This window comes from Arachidicoccus ginsenosidivorans (assembly GCF_007971385.1).
In the GTDB taxonomy this organism is placed as follows: Bacteria; Bacteroidota; Bacteroidia; order Chitinophagales; family Chitinophagaceae; genus Arachidicoccus; species Arachidicoccus ginsenosidivorans.
Genome location: NZ_CP042434.1, coordinates 5,394,246 through 5,414,003 on the forward strand (window position 1 = coordinate 5,394,246; position 19,758 = coordinate 5,414,003).

General features: G+C 39.5%; 20 protein-coding genes and 1 pseudogene. 7 read left to right on the plus strand and 14 right to left on the minus strand.

Annotated elements, in window-relative coordinates:
* Positions 1-17: 17 nt before the first annotated feature.
* Together FSB73_RS21525 and tnpA are read right to left on the minus strand one after the other, a co-directional pair.
* The gene (locus FSB73_RS21525; protein ID WP_146787083.1) at positions 18-779 is read right to left on the minus strand and encodes a DDE-type integrase/transposase/recombinase; all 762 of its coding nucleotides are present in this window, start codon (positions 777-779) and stop codon (positions 18-20) included.
* 498 nt (positions 780-1,277) lie between these two features.
* A pseudogene (gene tnpA / locus FSB73_RS21530) lies at positions 1,278-1,651 on the minus strand (IS200/IS605 family transposase); the annotation flags it as partial.
* Positions 1,652-2,099: 448 nt separating this feature from the next.
* Between tnpA and FSB73_RS21535 the strand changes: the two are divergent.
* The gene (locus tag FSB73_RS21535) at positions 2,100-2,666 is read left to right on the plus strand and encodes a phosphatase PAP2 family protein (RefSeq protein ID WP_158639658.1); all 567 of its coding nucleotides are present in this window, start codon (positions 2,100-2,102) and stop codon (positions 2,664-2,666) included.
* Positions 2,667-3,390: 724 nt separating this feature from the next.
* Here FSB73_RS21535 and FSB73_RS21540 read toward each other — a convergent pair.
* Positions 3,391-3,819 carry a hypothetical protein gene (locus FSB73_RS21540; RefSeq protein WP_146787095.1) on the minus strand — a complete coding sequence of 143 codons (429 nt, stop codon included), beginning with the start codon at positions 3,817-3,819 and terminating at the stop codon, positions 3,391-3,393.
* Between the two features lie 343 nt (positions 3,820-4,162).
* Here FSB73_RS21540 and FSB73_RS21545 point away from each other — a divergent pair, with 343 nt between their 5' ends.
* The 5 genes from FSB73_RS21545 to FSB73_RS27110 all read left to right on the plus strand — a co-directional run bounded on the left by FSB73_RS21545 (position 4,163) and on the right by FSB73_RS27110 (position 9,472).
* Positions 4,163-4,621, plus strand: a complete 459-nt coding sequence (locus tag FSB73_RS21545) for a hypothetical protein (RefSeq protein ID WP_146787099.1) — start codon at positions 4,163-4,165, stop codon at positions 4,619-4,621.
* Entirely contained in the window at positions 4,603-5,406 is an 804-nt protein-coding gene (locus FSB73_RS21550) for a TolC family protein (protein ID WP_158639659.1), read from the plus strand. The genes FSB73_RS21545 and FSB73_RS21550 overlap by 19 nt, the downstream gene beginning before the upstream one ends.
* Positions 5,403-6,356 (plus strand): efflux RND transporter periplasmic adaptor subunit, encoded by a 954-nt coding sequence (locus FSB73_RS21555; RefSeq protein ID WP_146787109.1) that lies wholly within the window; start codon positions 5,403-5,405, stop codon positions 6,354-6,356. Before FSB73_RS21550 ends, FSB73_RS21555 begins: the two co-directional genes overlap by 4 nt.
* A gap of 90 nt (positions 6,357-6,446) precedes the next feature.
* Positions 6,447-8,333 (plus strand): efflux RND transporter permease subunit, encoded by a 1,887-nt coding sequence (locus FSB73_RS27105; RefSeq protein ID WP_262712414.1) that lies wholly within the window; start codon positions 6,447-6,449, stop codon positions 8,331-8,333.
* A 50-nt stretch (positions 8,334-8,383) separates the two neighbouring features.
* The gene (locus tag FSB73_RS27110; RefSeq protein WP_262712415.1) at positions 8,384-9,472 is read left to right on the plus strand and encodes an efflux RND transporter permease subunit; all 1,089 of its coding nucleotides are present in this window, start codon (positions 8,384-8,386) and stop codon (positions 9,470-9,472) included.
* Between the two features lie 79 nt (positions 9,473-9,551).
* Here the strand turns inward: FSB73_RS27110 and eptA are convergent, their stop codons facing one another.
* The 5 genes from eptA to FSB73_RS25890 all read right to left on the minus strand — a co-directional run bounded on the left by eptA (position 9,552) and on the right by FSB73_RS25890 (position 14,483).
* Positions 9,552-11,078: a phosphoethanolamine--lipid A transferase EptA gene (gene eptA / locus FSB73_RS21565; RefSeq protein ID WP_146788718.1), complete on the minus strand. Its 1,527-nt coding sequence runs from the start codon at positions 11,076-11,078 to the stop codon at positions 9,552-9,554.
* A gap of 651 nt (positions 11,079-11,729) precedes the next feature.
* Positions 11,730-12,398: a phosphate signaling complex protein PhoU gene (phoU, locus tag FSB73_RS21570; protein WP_146787114.1), complete on the minus strand. Its 669-nt coding sequence runs from the start codon at positions 12,396-12,398 to the stop codon at positions 11,730-11,732.
* Positions 12,399-12,423: 25 nt separating this feature from the next.
* The gene (pstB, locus tag FSB73_RS21575) at positions 12,424-13,182 is read right to left on the minus strand and encodes a phosphate ABC transporter ATP-binding protein PstB (RefSeq protein ID WP_146787117.1); all 759 of its coding nucleotides are present in this window, start codon (positions 13,180-13,182) and stop codon (positions 12,424-12,426) included.
* Complete coding sequence (pstA, locus tag FSB73_RS21580) at positions 13,164-14,030, minus strand: phosphate ABC transporter permease PstA (protein WP_225974259.1); 867 nt, start codon at positions 14,028-14,030, stop codon at positions 13,164-13,166. The genes pstB and pstA overlap by 19 nt, the downstream gene beginning before the upstream one ends.
* Before the next feature lie 54 nt (positions 14,031-14,084).
* Positions 14,085-14,483 carry a PstC family ABC transporter permease gene (locus FSB73_RS25890; RefSeq protein WP_394344812.1) on the minus strand — a complete coding sequence of 133 codons (399 nt, stop codon included), beginning with the start codon at positions 14,481-14,483 and terminating at the stop codon, positions 14,085-14,087.
* Positions 14,484-14,597: 114 nt separating this feature from the next.
* On the opposite strand from FSB73_RS25890, the gene FSB73_RS25895 reads away from it, so the two are divergent.
* Positions 14,598-14,840 (plus strand): hypothetical protein, encoded by a 243-nt coding sequence (locus FSB73_RS25895; RefSeq protein ID WP_225974260.1) that lies wholly within the window; start codon positions 14,598-14,600, stop codon positions 14,838-14,840.
* Between the two features lie 258 nt (positions 14,841-15,098).
* Here FSB73_RS25895 and pstS read toward each other — a convergent pair whose 3' ends face one another.
* From pstS to FSB73_RS23420, 6 genes are all read right to left on the minus strand, one after another.
* Positions 15,099-16,163, minus strand: coding sequence for a phosphate ABC transporter substrate-binding protein PstS (pstS, locus tag FSB73_RS21590; RefSeq protein WP_146787121.1), 1,065 nt, complete (start codon positions 16,161-16,163; stop codon positions 15,099-15,101).
* 98 nt (positions 16,164-16,261) lie between these two features.
* The gene (locus tag FSB73_RS21595) at positions 16,262-17,356 is read right to left on the minus strand and encodes a hypothetical protein (RefSeq protein ID WP_146787124.1); all 1,095 of its coding nucleotides are present in this window, start codon (positions 17,354-17,356) and stop codon (positions 16,262-16,264) included.
* An 821-nt stretch (positions 17,357-18,177) separates the two neighbouring features.
* The gene (locus FSB73_RS21600) at positions 18,178-18,456 is read right to left on the minus strand and encodes a hypothetical protein (RefSeq protein WP_146787127.1); all 279 of its coding nucleotides are present in this window, start codon (positions 18,454-18,456) and stop codon (positions 18,178-18,180) included.
* 32 nt (positions 18,457-18,488) lie between these two features.
* Positions 18,489-18,977, minus strand: coding sequence for a DUF4249 family protein (locus FSB73_RS21605; protein ID WP_146787130.1), 489 nt, complete (start codon positions 18,975-18,977; stop codon positions 18,489-18,491).
* Between the two features lie 17 nt (positions 18,978-18,994).
* Positions 18,995-19,267: a hypothetical protein gene (locus FSB73_RS23415; RefSeq protein WP_158639660.1), complete on the minus strand. Its 273-nt coding sequence runs from the start codon at positions 19,265-19,267 to the stop codon at positions 18,995-18,997.
* Between the two features lie 218 nt (positions 19,268-19,485).
* On the minus strand, positions 19,486-19,752 hold the full coding sequence (locus FSB73_RS23420; RefSeq protein WP_158639661.1) for a TonB-dependent receptor: 267 nt from the start codon (positions 19,750-19,752) through the stop codon (positions 19,486-19,488).
* Positions 19,753-19,758: the final 6 nt, after the last annotated feature.

Sequence of the window (19,758 nt, forward strand, 5' to 3'; positions counted from 1 at the left end):
TTATTCAGTGCATATCTTTACATAAGAATAAACTTTACATATCCCTTAGATTGAGGGTCCGATTTCTTACAGAAGTGAACTATTAATTTAAGTGATTCTACATATCCTCTGAACTCATTTGTCATTATCAGTTCTCCCTTATTTTCCGAAACCAGAAAAACAGAATCCTGGTCATAAACAAGCAGATGAGGGATCCCCTTTAAATATTCAAATGCAAGGTTGTGAGCATCAATTGCAGATTTAGCGGTAAATGGTGCTTCGATAAAATACACATACTTCATTCTAGACCTCGATAATACAATTACAAAGAATCGTACTTTCTTACGGCTTCCCTCTTTTGTAGTCATATAATATTCACCAAAATCTACCTGAGCCTGCTGGCCATATGGCAATTCCTCAACCATCATCATTTCTCGAACTGATTGAACAAGGGGAATATTATGCTTCTGCCTAACGTAATGAACAAAATTATACACCGTCTTGGGGGCTACCTTGGGAAGGTCTGGCTTATTTTCTTTTAGCCAATCATGTACTTGGGCAGTCGAAGCTGCTGGTGCTTTACGCAGGCGGGATACCACATAATCCTCATAGCGTTCAAGTAATTTGTTTCTGACTTTTGGAGTATTGAGGAATTTAGAAAACTCCTCTTCGGACATGGCTAGGATACTTTTTACAGTCCTCCTGTCAATGCCTAAGGTCTTACCTATAGACCTTAAGCTTACTTCTTGCTTTCGCAATTGTTTGACTTCGTAATACATAATCTTCTTTTTTAAATTCATATTCGTGATTTTGATGAACCACAAATATCTTGATTATTAAATGATTATGTCAAACGAAGGGCTTCTCGTTACCGAAATGGTACATCCTAATTACCGAAATGGCACTTTTCAATTACCAAAGTGGTACATGGAATACCGAAGTGGTACATGGAATACCGAAGTGGTACATCTTGATTACCGAAATTGATCAATTCTCATTACCGAAATGGTTTTTTCGTTACTGAAATGGTACTTTTCACTTACCAAATTGGTACATAGAATACCGAAATGGATCAATTCTGATTGCCGAAATGGTACGCCTTATTTGCGATAAAGTGGTACATTGTTGCTTACTTATTACAGTATTGGCAAATGCGCACACTATGGGTTAAAAATCCATAGGTAGAAGGAGTGGCTAAAGCCGATTGAAAACCCTAAGCTAAAGCTCACTGTAAGCTACTCCAGAATAAAATTCTGTTCCCCATTGGGGCCGCTTCTGTGATGTTCTAAGTACTCCTAAGTCATAGCATCGGTTATGCCCACCCGTACTCCATGCTCCATAACCTATCCCCCAAAGGTGTCCCCCATAGTAACGTCGTCTTAACTTAAGGAAACTCCTCTAACAATTTCTTGGCGCTGCGACCTTTTAATCGGCGTACTAAATCCTTGACAGATAGACTACTTGGGTAACTGACTTGGAGTTGGATGTGCTCTTTGGATACAACTCCCTTTAGTATGCTGACATCCAGCACATCACAGGTTTGGCGTAATAGATCCCGACGTCTCAATTGAACGTCACCTCGTAATACATCATAACGATATTTCGTGCACCAAACCAAATGCACGTGAAGCACACTAATGCTATGGCCTCCTTTTCGTACTTTTTCTTCCATCCCTCTAATATACAATAGATTTTTAGAAGCTAAAGCCTCGCCCTCCCAATTCACGCACCCTTCCAAATTAAAGGGTAAATTTTCATTCAATCAATGGCTTTAAAAAAACAGCTATGGGTAATTAGCCATTACACCAATTACAAATTGTTCTTTTTCACCTGTTAAGCCCAAATAAGCCACCAGGCTTGGGAGATTATTTGTTAAATTTGAAAATATTTTTCACAGTGAGGCCCAAAATTCAAGATATTTTCAGAATGCTCCAATATCTATGCAGAAATGACCAGTTTATACAAAAAAATGGTTTAACCAGGGGATCCACCCTTCTAATACAAATACATGATAAAAAATTGACACCGTTATTGACTGCCTTTAAAAGCAACAATAAAATAACAAAAGTGAACCTCTTTTTTTATTTTTCGGTTTTTGGGCGATCTCTTTACTCATTGCCTTGCTATCAACCACCAAATACGGCTCATTCGTAGCGATCAACCATTTTAGGAGTTATCCTGCTGATCTCATTTTTACCTTTTTTACCATACTGGGAAATGGCGTTATTCTGATTCCATTAGCTGGGCTATTTATTTGGAAAAAGAACTATGAGGTGCTCATTGGTGTGTTATTGGCGATCCTGCTCAATACACTTTTTGTCTCCATACTTAAACACGCCTTTGACCTACCCAGACCGCTGGCAAGTTATGGAGAACATATTGTCAGAACGGCTCACTGGATTAAACTACATACCAAATACGCATTCCCATCTGGGCATACGGCCTTGGCTTTTTGCCTAGGCTCCTACCTTTCACTGTCTTTTTACCGTTACAGGAACATAACTGTTCTTTGTTTCTTCTCTGCGGCACTTGTAGGTTATTCAAGAATATACCTTGGACAGCATTTTCTTCGAGATGTCTGGCTGGGATCATTATTAGGTGTACTCATCGCAATTTTCACCTTTAGACTTGTTCAATACACGGCTACTAAATTAGCCATGAAAAGAAATAGAGACGCAAATCAATAGCTAAACGGGCGACCGTTCTGGTATCCCTAGTCTTCATCATAAAATCATATTTTTTAAACCAGTTCCGTTTAGCCACCCATTTAGGAAATCGGTGAATATATAAATTAATTTTTACATATTGCTGATACTGTGCAGTGGCAAATTAATTAACGGAATTCTCCGCTTTATGTGCAATCTCCTTTTTAATTAGTGCCACTTCAGATTTGTGCTTATTTGAATAACGTTTGCTTCAGCCCGCTACCACGATCCGACTCAGCGATTCACCTAATGGTTGCAGATAAAAACCATCACTGAGTCTTTACTGATGTTGCATTAAAATATTTGGGGATCATACCCAACGAAATCCAAATGCGGGCTTAATGACCCTTTAATTTCAATAGAAAATTCGCATTTTAGATCAGAGACATAATCTTTATTCGGTAAGTTCTCAATAATTATCACAAAAGGACAAATGCTTAGCGGGTATACGACCCCTCACTTCTTCTCTAAGGTTGTAATGATACACATTCGCACCTATACTCGATACCAGAATAATAACCAAAGGACAACAGGTTTTTAGCATAGTTCCCAAAAAGAATTAACGACAAATTCAACTTATCAATAACAGGCAAATACAAACAGTTATATTCGCATGTTAAAAAAAAGTATGGATCACCATTGAATCAAAATGAAACCTTGCAATAGAGCCTATTGTTCAGCGGTGATCCAAAATCATACTTAAAGATTAATCTCCCTTCACGGTCTTAATAAATTTACCATTCGCATCAAAAACATAGGCCATATTTTTAACATCGGCCTCATAAGTTACAATGCCGTCTGCATCCACATTCTTTGACGCTTCTTTGACTTTCTTTTTAGCAGATTTAGCCATATAGTCAATCGCTGACTTGGGTAATTTACTGACAGCAATATCCGCCTCGGACATTATAAATTTACCCGCTGGACTATAAAGTGCTGAGTGATCTGTCCCATTGACCTTCCAGTTGCCCTCAAAATTACCATCTTCTAATTCCCATTTTGGATGCATAATGCCAGTATGATCTTTGGCAAAGGCATCTTTCACCTTTTGGGGCGCAGTATTTTGCGCTGAGGCTACGGTAAAAAAAGCCGATGCAATTAGCGTTACGAAGGACGCCCCCATCATTGTTTTCATTTTAAAATATTTAAATGTTATTAGATATAGCAAATCTAACACCCCATACTGAAGATAATTAGAACTTAAAGATCCAAAATTTTATATATACTTACCCTTACAGGCCAACGCTATTTCCAAATTATTTTTTGCTACCTACATCTCATGTTCAGGTTGCCCCTAGTTATTCGCTTTACGCCTTACTCCAACCACCTATTTTAAATCACTACCTATCAATCCAGGTAAATATTCTTTAATTGTTCAGTTAAAGAATAATCAGTAGCTATTTAAAGGCCCACTTAATCACTAAAATATCATTCGATTAATTCAAAATATCTTCAGATTTGGACTTCAACTTTGTCTAATGAAAAAAGCCTTTGGGTCTATATTATTACTTACAATCCTGCTTAGCGGCTCAGTTATCGCGCAACCAAAGGGGCTAGACTATTATCTTAAAATGGCGGGCAACAATATCCCAAATCTTTTGGAGTTGCAAAATCAGGCCAAATCAATTGGGCTGGATAGCGCCAGATTAGAGGCATCCTACGGGCCCCAATTTAGCGCCAACAGCAATCTATTATATGCACCGGTTATTGATGGTTGGGGCTATGACAAGGCTATAACCAATGGACAAAACATCGTGGGTGGTGTTACCTTAAGCAAAGAAATTATTGGCAAAAACAACCTCCAAACCAGACTTTCCAATTTCACCGTTCAAAAACAACAATTAAATAATAAAGCAGATTTATCCAAAAAGCACTGGAACAGACAATCACCGATCAGTATATCACCAGTTACGGCAACTTGCAACAATATTTATTAGCCCTTGAAATTGACAGTTTTCTACAAAATGAAGACCAGGTACTACAAAGGCTGACTCGAGCAGCCACTTTTAAACAAACCGATTACCTCACTTTTAAGGTGGCTTTACAGGGCCAGCGCTTAGCTGTGCAAAAGGCCAGAGCGCTCTACCAAAATGATATTGGTACACTTAATTATTTATGCGGAATTGATGATTCATCATGGACTGTGCTCAAAGAACCCCTAATAGCAGATAGTGCACTCACCCCATTTGAAAACACACCCTATTTTCGAGGCTCAAAGCTAGATAGCATAAAAAACAGCAGTGATGCGAAGATTATCAAATTAAATTATAAACCGAAAATAAGCATTTTTGCGGATGGTGGATATCAATCTTCCCTCATATCCCAAGCCTATAAGAATATAGGTACTAGTATAGGATTAACACTTACGTTACCGCTGTATGATGGCCATCAAAGGCGACTTTCGCTGCTTCAAAATAAGTTATTGGAAAACACAAGAAAAGGTTACACAGATTATTATCACAAACAATATAATCAGCAAATTATTCAGTTAACCCAACAACTGGATCAATATGAATCTATCATAAATGAGGGGGCACGACAATTAATTTATGCGCAGACCCTGGTGCAAGCCAATAAAAAACAACTAACTACCGGAGATATTCGCATGACTGATTACCTTTTATCGATAAACAATTACCTAAACCTAAGATCTGCCGTTATCCAAAATCAGATGATCCGGCTTTCAATATTAAATCAATTACATCATATTATTCTAAAATGAGATATTTATTTCCGGTCATCGCCTCCATATTTGCATTTCTGACTGTCGGGTGTAGCAATTCCGCTACAGAGGATAGTGCTAATGGCGCTGATTCACAGCAACTGGTAGTGACCCCCGTAAGCGTTTGCACTGGCAGTTATCAGTCACTTAAGGACAGTATTGTGCTAAATGCATTCTCTAAATACCTGATGAGTGTGGATATAAAGGCTAATATAAACGGCTATATTAAAAGTACCGACCTGCACCTTGGAGATCAGGTTAAAAAGGGGCAATTGCTTTTTGTATTGCAAACTAAAGAATCTGAAAGCCTGGGCAATACCATTAACAACCTGGATTCCTCCTTTAAGTTTTCTGGCATCAGCCGGCTCAAAAGTACAACCGCAGGGTATATTACCATGATCAACCACCAGGTGGGTGACTACGTACAGGATGGAGAGATCCTTGCTAGTATTACCGATAAAAACAGCTTTGGATTTATCTTGAATCTCCCGTTCCAGTACAGAGGACTCCTGCACATGCAGCAACAAATCAGTATTGAGCTACCTGACAATACAAAGGTCCAGGGCGTCGTCTCAAAGATAATGCAACAAATGGATAGTATTTCCCAAACGCAAAAAGTTTTTTTAAAATCCACCTCAGGAAATATTCCTTCTAATCTATTGGCAAATGTTGTATTGATAACAAATGTAATATCTGGATTTACCCTGCCCAAAACATGTATCTATACCAATGAAAATCAGCAGCAATTCTGGGTCATGAAATTATTGAATGACTCCACAGCCGTCAAAATGCCTATCACAAAGATATTTGAAAATGATTCAAGCGTAGTTTTATCTGCATTACCCACCTCCTCTGCCACATCTGCTCCGGCACTCAGCGTGACGGATAGATTTGTAGCACAAGGTGGATACGGCCTGTCAGATACGGCGCATATAAGAATTGAACATTAGTGGCTACTTAAATGATCTCCTTACATAAAGGCAGCGATTTTTTGAATTAGTCAGCTCACAATCTATTATACATGAACAATAAACGCTCTCATGAAAGCATCTATGCGCGCACAATATAAGTTCCCTGTCATCATTTTGGCTGCGCTCACCCTTATCGCAGGTATTTTCACCTACTCCAGGATGAAAGTGGCCCTTTTTCCGGAAATCACTTTTCCAAAGATTAAAATTATTGTAGATGCCGGCCAGCAACCTGTCAGCCAAATGGCAGTCATGGTCACCAGACCCCTAGAAAATGCGATCAAACAAGTGCCTGAGCTGACAACCATAAGAAGCACCACCAGTAGAGGGAGTTGTGAGATATCGGCCTATATGGACTGGAACGCCGATATCAATCTAAGCAAGCAGCAAATTGAGTCCCGAATAAATGAGATTCGTAATCAATTACCTAAGGACGTAACGATTAGCGTCGAGAAAATGAACCCTTCAATATTACCTGTCATCGGTTATGCACTTAGTAGTAATACACTCAGTCCCATAGCGTTAAAAGAATTGGCCATTTATACCGTAAAACCGTTTTTATCGCAGGTCCAAGGGACCAGCGATATACGTATTATAGGAGGACAAACAAAGGAGTATTGGGTGCAATTAAATGCGGACAAAATGAGCGCACTGGGCATAACTCCGCAACAGGTTGCGCAAAGTTTCGCGAGTACTAATTTCATCCAGTCCAACGGTTATATGTCGGATTACCGGACGATGTATCTGACGCTCACAGATGCTCAACTAACAAGTCTGCAACAAATAGCTGACATTGTCGTTAAAAATACAGGCAATAGAGTCATACAACTCAAAGATATCGCTGAGGTCCTGGTTCACCCGGCAAAACAGTACACTAAAATTAATGCGAACGGAAAGCAAAGCATCTTAATAGCTGTTGTTAAACAGCCTAATGCCAACGTTGTGGATCTGGCAGCCTCCATGCAGGCAAAATTAGATGAGCTAAAAGCCTCCTTACCTAAGGGCGTTGATATAACCCCTTATTATAACCAGGCTGACTTTGTCAGTAGTGCGGTACACAGTGTTACGGATTGTCTATGGATAGGCCTTTTGCTGGCAGTTATCGTAGCGGTTATCTTTTTAAAGTCCATCAAACCAAGTATTACGCTTTTACTAACCATTCCTTTAACGCTAAGCCTGACTATTATCGTTTTATATCTTATAGGCCAGGATCTGAATATTATGACGCTTGGCGCTTTGGCTGCCTCCATAGGTCTGATCATAGATGATGCGATTGTCGTAGTGGAGCAAATTCAGCGCGCCCACGAAGAATCACCAGGTGACGCAGCCCACACGCTCGTAGGGAATGCTATCAGGTACTTGTTTAAAGCCATGCTGGGCTCTTCAATCAGCACCATTGTTATTTTTATCCCATTTGTGCTCATGTCTGGGGTAGCTGGAGCATATTTTAAGGTTATGACCAATACAATGATTATAACGCTTGTTTGCTCCTTTTTTACCACCTGGATATTTCTACCTGTTATCTACTTACTGTTATCAAAAACTAAAAGTAAAAAGAAGGCTACGTTACAAGCCCATAAAATAAAAGAAAAAAAATGGGTTCGTTTTTTTATCACCCGGCCCGTTATTAGTCTCGTCTTTATCCTTTTGCTCATACTTTCAATTTTTGTGGTTCTACCTAAGCTTTCCACAGGCTTTTTACCGGAAATGGATGAAGGTAGTGTCGTTTTAGACTACAGCTCTCCACCTGGGACAACCCTTGAGCAGACCGACAAGATGCTCCAACAGGTGGAAAAGATCATTACCGCTAATAAATATGTACAGGCCTATAGCCGTAGAACAGGCACACAAATGGGCTTTTTTATCACCGAGCCTAATACGGGTGATTATTTAATTCAATTAAAGGATAAAAGAGATTTGTCTACAGATCAGATAATCAATGAATTACGTAAAAAATAGAGGCCTCCCAGCCAGGCTTACGTGTGGATTTCGGGCAAGTGATCGGCGATATGTTAGGAGATTTAATGACTTCAGCGCAAGCCATAGAAATTAAAATATTCGGCACGGATCCCAAAGTAATACATACCTACAGTCAAAAGGTAGCAGCTATTGTTAACGGCGTGCAGGGGACGGCCGACGTATTTGATGGCATTACCGTTGCCGGGCCATCAATTAATGTGCACCCTGATTTTACCAAATTATCACAGTACGCTATATCGCCGACTGATTTTCAGTTTCAGCTGCAATGCAATTTAGAAGGAAATGTTGTGGGCAATGTCTTTGATCCTTTGCAATTAACCCCTATTAGGTTAGTTTACCCCAATAATAATAATATGTCATTAAATAGCCTCCGCAACGAAAGCATCTTCCTTCCAAATGGACAGCGGAAGCCCTTCTCCACATTTGCGACCGCTGATCTATCCAAGGGTGTAGCCGAACTTAACCGGGAAAATCTACAAAATATGGGCATTGTTAGTGCAAGGCTGGATAACAGAGATCTAGGCAGTACGATGCTCGAGATCCAAAATAAGATTAAAGCCCAGCTTCATTTACCCAATGGTTATACCATTGAGTATGGCGGGGCTTATGCGGAGCAACAACAGTCCTTTAAGGAGCTAGCGCTCATACTCGCCTTATCCAGTTTACTGGTTTTTACTACTATTCTATTTCTATTTAAGGACCTGCGGCTGGCATTAATCATCTTACTTGTTTCCGTTCTGGGAGTAGCAGGTAGTTACCTGTTTTTATATCTGACAAATACGCCACTTAATGTGGGTAGTTATACAGGTATTATCATGATCATCGGTATCATAGGGGAAAATGCTATTTTTACCTATTCCCAGTTCCTTGACTCTATAAACACAATGACCAAAGACCACGCAATCATTTATGCGATCAGTACCCGTCTGCGCCCCAAGTTAATGACCGCCATCGGTGCCATTATTGCGCTTTTACCATTAGCTCTTGGTATTGGAACTGGCGCTCAATTGCATCAGCCTTTAGCCATCGCTGTTATTGGTGGTTTTTTGGCCGCATTACCGCTGCTGTTAATCGTATTGCCAACTTTATTAAACCTGCTAAAATTCAAAAAAGCTTAATTTATTTAAATGGCCGAGGTGGTGGATACCCACAACATAAGCAACATGAATACCATTGGTTTTTCTACCTCCACCACCTTTATTTAAAAATGCTCAAATCTGAATTATAAATAGGGCTCTGTATATCTAAGAAGTTTAAAACACTATGGAACACATAGTTTTGGGAAACCATCTGAACGGGCTTCAATTGTTTTGTGCTGTCTGATGTCCAGACGACAAATGGAATTTCATATTGCTCTTTAGGGGCTATACTCAATGGTAAGCCGTGCATATAGAGGTTGTTTTCACCTAATGACTCTCCATGATCGGATACAAAGATCATCGCAGTTCTATATTGCTTTAACCCTTTTAAATCCTCAATGAGCCGATGCAAAATATAATCCGTATAGACAATTGTATTATCGTAGGCATTAATAAGCTCCTGGTGAGAGCAATCACCTAATTCTACACTATTGCAAACGGGCTTAAAGGTCTCAAATCTGGGTGGATACTTCTTACTATAAGTTGGTCCGTGGCTAGTACTAGTGTGTAAAACCACCAATACTTTATTTTTGTGGGTAGCCAGTATCTGCGCATTTAGGCCAGCTAATAGGATTTCATCGTAGCTACAGTCCGGACCTTTGCACAGGGGTAATAAATCCTTTCTTTTCTGATAGGTTTTAATATGAACAGGAGGTTCGCCCCAGTTAGTGGTTCTCCATATGACGCCTACCTTATTGCGGTATAAATAGTTAGGAAGGATTTCATATAATTTGCCGGATTTTTTATGCTCCAATATACTTTTTACCCCGGCCGTCGTATAGGTGGCAGCGGATTTGGCTGGATAGCTATATACATTTGGCGTCCTGGATAAATATGGGTTGGTATTTTTAGGGTAACCATACAAAGAAAAGTCCTGCCTTCTGGCTGATTCGCCTATAACAAGAACCACTACAGATTTAATACTATCCTCAATAGTTGCATTGGGGAGTAAAATTTCTTTTTGATTTTTTTGTGCCTTGTGAATATAAAAAAGAGGAATGTTCACAGTATAAGCCCATGGCATTGCAAGCCCACCTAATTGTTTGGAGTTCTTATCAATCCAAAGCCAGTTGCTGGCATTTACAAAGACCATTACGAGCATAAATAATAGAGTAAGTGCGGTCGTTACCAGAAATCTTTTAATGGGTACCTTTATTATTTTGGCCTTGATAATGTAAATACTAGGGATTACGCCCAGCAATAATATATATAGGATCAGTTTTAAGGAAAAAAAACTGCTCGCTTCCTCATATTTTGTATTGATAACATTGCCCAGCATACTCTCATCTATTATAACCCCATAAGTATTAATAAAATATACACAAAGCGAACTTGCTATAAAAAACAGTATTATCAACGATTTGCCCACGTAGCGGGAAACAAACAGTAACAGATAAAAACAAAAGGCATTTGCTACAATCATTAAAACGACCAGGCTGGAAATGATGGCAAATCCGTTCAGGCTTTTATACTCAAGATGATCAAATACAAAGCGGAAAAAAGGGAAGTGGAAGAGCAAAAAATTGAGTCCACTTAGGATCAAAGAAAAATGCAGAAGCTTTACCGGTTTTTTTAAAAAACGCATGTTTACCTGGCCCTTGTTTAACATAAATATAGTTATATTTTTAAACGGGTAAATGGGTATATGATAAATAAAACAGTAAATAAATAGCCAAATACTGAACCTATCTACTTGATTTACAATATACAACCCACAAATACAGCAACAAGATACAAAACAAATCACAAAAGTAAAACAAATCAGGTTGCAGAGGTCAAAGTAAGATAATACGCTTAATCGTCCAGGGCCCATATAATATGCAGAAAAAGACCTGGAGCCACCTATCCTTGTGCATGAATTGCAAATTATCTTCAACTAATACACCTGCGGCAAAAACGCAGTTTGCTTGCCTTTTCTTCTCCAGGAATTGTTGCTATTTTATAAATAAGCGCAAACAATCTGATCAAAAAAAATTGATTGCCTAAACGTTTAGTGGTCAGGATGCATACAATAGGACAATGGCCTAAAGTGTTAAGACAAGGTCATCATCATAAAAAAAGCCATTTATTATTTCGAGTAGATCGGTGAACTTATCCTTACCGCGCCTTAAAAAGCCGCTTATCTGCAAGCGAATTTTAAGGTGCGGTTTTGGGATTTGCAATTGGCCACGTTATACAAAAGTATAGAGCATAAAAACCAGGCCCAGACTTTAAACAAATTAATTTGCAAGGTTTCCTATGGCTGCAGGTCCTTATTATGTTTGAGCACCTTTGCCTCAATATAAAAAATAATTTCTTCTGCAATATTTTTCACATGGTCACCTACTCTTTCTAATTTACGGATTATCGAAAGAATATAAAGCACTTCATCAATTTCTGAGGGTTTTTCGACTAAATACCCCTTTGTAAAATCTATCGCCTGAGAATTCACTTCATCCAAAAACTCATCTCTTAAAAAAATACTTCTAGCCAAAATCGTATTTTCATGTTCAAAAGAGGCCATCCCATCCTCCAAAATAGAAATAGCGACTTCCAGCATTTGCAGTACTTTAGAGCGCTCCAGCAAGGTTGTCGCAAATTTTGTCTCTGTGTGAATAATATATTTAGCGATACCTTCTGCAATATCACCAATCCTCTCCAAGTTGCTGTTGATTTTTAATACCGCTAATACAAAACGCAGATCAACGGCCACTGGCGTACGAAGTGCCAGGACATTCTCGCAATCCCGGTCTATTTTTAATTCATAACCATTGACCCGCCTCTCCTTAATAACAATTTCCCGGGCCAGGTTCTTGTCAAAGTTTTTAAGTGCCAACTTAGATTTATGTAATTGAGCTTTGACCAAATCACCCATATTCACCAGCTCTTCTTTGAGGCTTTTAATTTCTTGTTCAATTTGTAACATATGCTGCTATTTAGGTAAATGATCCTTAACTGAATCTACCGGTAATGTAATTTTGTGTGCGCTGATCAGTGGGATTGGTAAACATTAATTTTGTTTCATCATATTCCACCAATTCTCCCATATAAAAAAATGCCGTCTTATCACTCACCCTGGCGGCCTGTTGCATATTATGCGTCACTATAATAAGTGTATAGTTCTTTTTTAATTCTTTGAATAGCTCCTCCACCATGGCCGTAGAAATCGGATCGAGTGCAGAGGTCGGTTCATCAAATAAGAGCACTTCGGGCTGCATCGCCACAGCTCTTGCGATGCAGAGCCGTTGTTGCTGCCCACCAGACAAAAATGTACCCTTTTTCATCAGAGAATCTTTTACCTCCTTCCAAAGGGCCACCTTAGTGAGTGATTCCTCTACAATCCTTTCCCTTTCTGATTTGGATAATTTAATTCCATTTAATTTATAACCCGCTAGTACATTGTCATGAATGCTTAAATTTGGAAATGGATTCGGCCGTTGAAACACCATCCCAATCTTTAAACGAACAACAATAGGGTGCATTTCTAAAATATCCTCATCATTCAGCCAGATCTTTCCGTTTGCATGTGCACTAGGCACCAGCTCATGCATCCGGTTAATTCCCCTAAGAAAGGTTGTCTTACCACAACCTGAGGGCCCCATTACTGCAATCACACTATTTCTGGCAATATCCATACTGACATTTTTCACAACTTGGTTGTCCCCAAAGTAAGCGTTATAATTGACAGCTTTTATAATTGTACTTTCCATTTTCTTGTAATCAGTTTTGTAATAAGATTGAGTGCCAGAACAAAAACCAATAAAACCAGCGAAGCACCCCAGGCGAGGCTCTGCCAGTCCTTATAGGAACTTGTAGCATAATTGAAAATCAGCAAAGGCAGGCTTTGCATAGGCTTTAATAAGTTGGTTTCCACAAAAGGATTGCCAAAAGCGGTAAATAAGAGTGGCGCTGTTTCCCCGGCAATTCTGGCCACAGAAAGCATTACGCCGGATATAATTCCGCTAAACCCACAGGGAATGACCACTTTAGTGATCACCTTATGCCTGGGCATACCCAGTGCAAATGCGGCCTCTTTCAAGGAATCGGGGATCAACTTCAGGGTTTCTTCTGTTGAACGGATAATAATAGGAAACATCATAATGGCCAGTGCAATACTGCCGGATAAGGCAGAGAAGCCTCCCATGGGACGCACTATCCAAAAATAAGCGACTATGCCAATAACGATAGAAGGCACTCCTTGTAAAATATCAACACTAACACCTACCCAGGAAGCAAATTTATTACTTTTATTCTCACTTAAATAAACCCCACATAAAATCCCTATTGGAACGGCGATAATCGTAGCTACCACAATGATTATTACCGTACCAAGTAATGCATTAGCAACACCACCCCCAGATTCACCTACAGGTTTAGGTATATGGATTATAAAGTCCCAGTTAATAGCAGCAATCCCCTCTTTAATGATATACACCAAAATAAAGGCCAACGGAAGGGCACATAGAAAGGTTAAGAGGATCACCGCCCACTTCATGGCTTTATTTTTGATGATCCGGAATTTCAAACGATCATTCATAGTATAAGATAAATTATCCATTATTTCGGGTCGCCCTTTTAATAATATTTTTACCAATCAAGTTAATCACAAAAGTTACCAAAAAAGGAATAAACCCATTTCGATCAAAGCCGATACGTAAACAGGATTGTCGGCTTCTGTAAATTCATTGGCGATGACACTAGCCATTGTATTACCTGGTGCGAAAATGCTTTTAGGTAAAAAATTCGCGTTACCAATTAGCATGGTAACAGCCATGGTCTCACCGATGGCTCTACCCAGGGACAAAAGGATACCGGCAAACAGGCCAGATTTAGAATAAGGGATGATCACTTTACGTAAAACTTCCCATCTGGTCGCGCCAAGTGCATACGCCCCTTCTTTTAAAGAAGCGGGTACCATGCGCAACATGGTAGTCCCTAGTGAGGCAGCATAGGGAATAATCATAATAGCCAGGATCAATGCAGCAGAAAACAAACCAACTCCGTTAGGCATGATCCCAAATTTCATTTCCAGCATCCGAATAATAGGCACCAGTACAAAAATCCCCAGAAGCCAAAAATAACGGAAGGCACTGCGGCGATCAGATCAATTGTATTTTTTATAAAATTGGAAAAAACGCCCTTAGGAAAGTATTCCCCCAAGAAAACGGCGATGGCAATTGAAAAAGGTATTGAAATAATGAGTGCCAAAAAAGAAGTGATGAGTGTCCCTGCTAAAAATGGTAATGCGCCAAATATATTGGCCACCGGATTCCAGGTACTGGTCCAAAAAACCTTGCTCCTAAGGCGTTCATGGCTGGAATGGATTGATAAAACAGGGTCGCTAAAATCCCAAAGACAATTAGAATAAGCAGTATCCCCGTAAAAGACAACGTATGTTTAAAAAACGTTTCTCCTTTGATGCCCCTACGGATACGACTAGGCTGCAGTAACCTTTTGCTATTTGACCTAGCATTCGCTTTAGCCTCGAAGATGGTTTGCCCCTGTGGTGCTTGATTTGTGTTTTTAATAATTGAATCCATTTTTCAATTGTTTTTGCGTGGCTTGTGCTGCATACGACCTACTTATAAAGGCCCTGTTTACTTCCTTATACATTAAAGGCCATCCTTTATTTTAAAATAGGCCGCCCGTTATAAGTGGCAGATTTTAAAATGGCTTCACCTGTAGATACCGCTGCTTTAGAAAGCGGTGCATAATCCAGTTTACTGCTATATTGCTGCCCGCTATGAATCATCCAGTTCACCAGTTGCAATAATTGTGTGGCCTGCTCCTGGGTACGGTTATTATAGTTTTGCTCTTTATAGATCAACACCCATGAGAATCCAGCAATAGGATAACCAGTTGCAGCCTCTGTATTAGTAAGTAATACCTTGCCATCCGCAGGGATCTCAATATCAGCGGCAGCTGTTACGCTTTGAATCGACGGCGTTATATAATTGCCGGCCTTATTTTGAATTATCGCATAAGACATATGGTTTTGAATGGCATAAGCCAGTTCAATATAGCCAACGCAACCCGGCGTCTGTTTAATAAGACCAGAAACACCTTCGTTGCCTTTTCCGCCTAAGCCAATTGGCCAGTTAACAGACGTACCTGTTCCAACCTTACTAAGCCAATCTGGACTAACTTTAGCCAAATACGATGTGAAAATAGCCGTAGTACCACTACCATCTGAACGGTGAGCCACCACTAAATCGGTTGTTGGCAGTTTTACATCTGGATTTGCGGCTGCAATTAATGGATCATTCCACTTTTTAATCTTGCCTAAAAACATGGCGGCTACGATTTCTGGTGTGAACCTGAGCGTTTCGGTAAAGCCAGGAAGGTTATAACTAACCACTACTGCCCCAGCGGTCACTGGAATATGAAGCACATCGCCTTGAACCGCTTTCATTTGTTCCTCGTTCATAGGCGCATCAGAGGCACCAAAATCAATGGTTTTGTGTGTCAATTGAGATATACCTGCTCCCGAACCTACAGATTGATAATTTACCTGTATTTTGGTAGAATCATGATATACGGAAAACATCTTAGAGAACAAAGGATTGTCAAAGGAACTACCTGCGCCAATAATACCTGAACTTGAGTTCCCTGTACCACAAGCAGAAAGGGCAACGGCTGCCACTAAGGCTAGCATTGCCGATTTTGCTGATTTAAATTTTAAGTTTTTCATTGTTTTTTTATTTTCTTTTTTTTATTTTTTCTTATTTGGTCGTTTACTTCTATTATTTATTCTTGTTCTACCTTCAGTGACAACGCATTAAATGAGGATTATTTGCCAAATACATAATTGAAACTTACCCGGTAAACCAGATCATAATCATGTTTACGAGCGCCCACCAGGCCCGCCTGTTGTCCTTCATAACTATTATACCATATATTAGGAATGATATGGACATTACTGACCGGGGTAAAATCTAAGCCAGCTGTTACAAATTTCTCTTTTGTATTAGGTTCATAATGAGAAGAAAACCCTTGATAGCTTTCATATTTATCTGCCTCATAATGTCGATCAGGGTTAAAAAAATCAATTCTTGAGAAGGCGGCTAACTTGCCGGGTATAACGGTTGCGCGTCCAAATATAGAGAGGCCAAGTGCATCTGCATTTAACGTATCACGATTACTTGCATTTATGCCAGCCACATCGTTTTTCCCGTGATTTAAAAACCCTTCAACCCCCACTGCATATGCTTTATCCGTATAGCCCACAAATGCTTTGATCATATTTGTTTCGTGGTGCCACTGACTGGTCCACTGTAACCTTTCATAGTCTGCGTATAATTGGAGTGTTAGTTTTTTGTTCAATAATTTCGCCCATAAATCCCCGTAAAACTTCTTAAACTTATTATTTTCGGGTACGGCCCCATTGCCGTTGCCCACCATCAGATCATAACCATACTTTGCAGCTTTATCAAAACGCCCCCTTAAAGAGACCCCTAAATCAAATGAAGGGGTGCGTCTTATATCGGCAATGGTCCTTTCCACACTCCTGTAGCCCCAGACCTTCTCTGAAGTAGCGGAAAATGCCGGTGTCATTGACTGCCCGATAATCAACTCCGTACCTGTCCAAATGTCCTTCCAATGAACATTGGCATACTTTATATAAAATGTATACTTATTATTGCTGAGTAGGTCTCCAGACGCGGTTTTAGCGCCATCACCGCTAGTGTGGGTAATATTATCCTCAGCAGCTAAAAGGATTTCTGTGAAAAACTTTTTGGAGATATTATAATCATAGCCAAGATAGATGCGCCTAAAGGCGAATGCATTTTCATTTTTTGCGACGCCTGTATATTGGTTCGCACCTCCTCTATTCAAAGAATCACTATGTGCTTTTGTTGCATAGTCCCCAAAGGCATACCCCATAAATGCCCCGTCTTAGGAATACCTGCGGCAAAACTGGAGTCGTTTCCGCTAATTATCTGGCCATTTACACCGGAAATGGCGCTTATGATAGAAAATACACTAACCATTAGGTAAATACCTATTCGATTCATTCGATTCATAAATTTGATACAAAGAAATCGTCACAGTGTTACTCCAATATTACCTGACTGTTACCTTAATGTTACCAATCCAGATAAAATGAACTTTCTTAATAGTTTGATTACGATAATTTAATACAAAACCCTTTAATAACCAGCACCTTTCACTGCGTTTTATGCTGATTAGCGAGCAAAAAAGCATGTTTGGATAGTGTTCATATATATTATTATCAGATATTTTTGAACTTAAAAAAGCTGTTGAAACTGGCCAAATTGGGATTACAAATAACAGGCAGCACTGCAAATTAAAAATCAGGCAGAAAGATATTTAAGCTGTCAACCACTCAACCCCTTCGCAAATAGCCTGGTGAAGTCGAGCGAATTGTTAATGCAAAGAATATCCGTTAAAGTAGGCCACAGTCAAATATTAAAACAAATTATTATAAATTAGGCTTTCCACAAAGAATACGCATTATTAAAATTGTTTTTTCTAGCATTTCCGAATGTCAAAAGAAAAGTAAACACAGTCACTTTAATACCTGAAGGTGGCAATTTTACAAACTGGATCTCGGTCACTTGGCCACGCCGATTGAGCCAGTTTTAGATTTGCCGCAAACAGGTATCAGACTTCGGGGTATTTTTCAGCAGGCCGATCCTTCAAATTAGTTTATTTTAAAATATAATTATCTTAACCAAAATAAATTAATGCTTAGGAATTTGCGCCGCTCTAGTTTCTACTGTATGAGCAGAGAACACCCCAAGTGCACCATTGGATATGTTATTGGGAGGATTGTTAGGTGTCGTCCCGCCACCTGGGCCACTGTCAGCCATTAAGGCAAGTGCTTTATAATATAAAGCGACATTTTGATCTATGCACTCCATTTGAATGCAGAGCGAATCACCTCGTTTTAACTTCAGGTCGTCGTCGTTAATTTCAAGCCGCTCTGTATTTTCAAGGCCATTTCTCATTAAATCATCCATGATAAAATGTTGATTAATAAGTTTGCCATTGACTAAAAGTACGAATCTATAATTATTGTCATTGCGGACGGGATCCAGATATTTGGAATTACATTAAATTCAGTTTCACCAGTCACCATAACTTCCTCTATTTCAATAGAGTCAAATGGCACCTTCTGGGGCATACTACTTTGCGCAGTATAGACCTGCCCTTCAGCATTTAAGGTCAGGTTATAAGTATTTCCTGGATGACCATCAATCTTATTGCTACGGTATAAACCATTGCCCATGGGCGTTAAATCCTCTGAGTTTCCTTTATCATCATTTAAGGTCACAGTTGCGTTATCAATAGTCGGATAGCTTCCTGTTGAGGGTAAACGGATGGATTTAATAACCTTTACAAAATAAGGGCTTTTTTGATCCGTGATATTACCCTCAATAACTATCCTTGATTGATTATCTTTATAACGCAGGGCGACCACTTTCTCGCAACTTGCCAATACCATGGCTATGAACAGCATATTTAGGATTGTTTTCATCATTGTTTAAGTAAAAGAAATTAAAAATTAAAATTATATGTTACACTGGGTATCCAACGGAACAGCGAGGTTTGTACCGCATCAATTTTTTGTGGATCGATTTTATTCTCTTTAAATGTGAGGCTATAAGGATTTTGGCGACCATACACATTATATAGACCAAAGCTCCAGGAGCTGTGCACCTTGCCCTTCTTTGGCCTTTCATAAGTTGCACTAAAATCCAAACGGTGGGTCGCGGCCATTCTATCTGCATTTCGTTTGGCATACTGATAAATCACCATATTATTCACCATATACTTTCCCGTAAGAAAAATTACCGCATTGCCAGTATTATATACAAACGTGCCTGACAGTACCCAACGGGGGGAAAGCTTATAAATGCCGACAATTGACAAATCGTGCGTCCGGTCTTGTTTTGCGTTATACCATTGACCTTCATTAATACCTTGAATTTCCTCTCAGTCTTAGAGAGTGTGTAGCCTACCCATCCTGTCAGCCTTCCCGTCTATTTTTATAACATAACCTCAAGGCCATATGCCCTACCCTTGCCAAACAGAAGTTCACGTTCTACATCAGGAGTCGTATTAAGGTCTACGCCATCCTTATAATCGATCTGATTTTGCATGAGTTTATAATAGATCCCCGCACTTAGTTCATAAGCATTTCCATTGATTGACTTAAAATAACCGGCGCTCAGCTGATCTGCGACTTCTGGTCGTATATTATAACTGTTTCCGATCCACTGGTCAGTAGGGCTTCCACCAGTCGAATTGCTCATTAAACT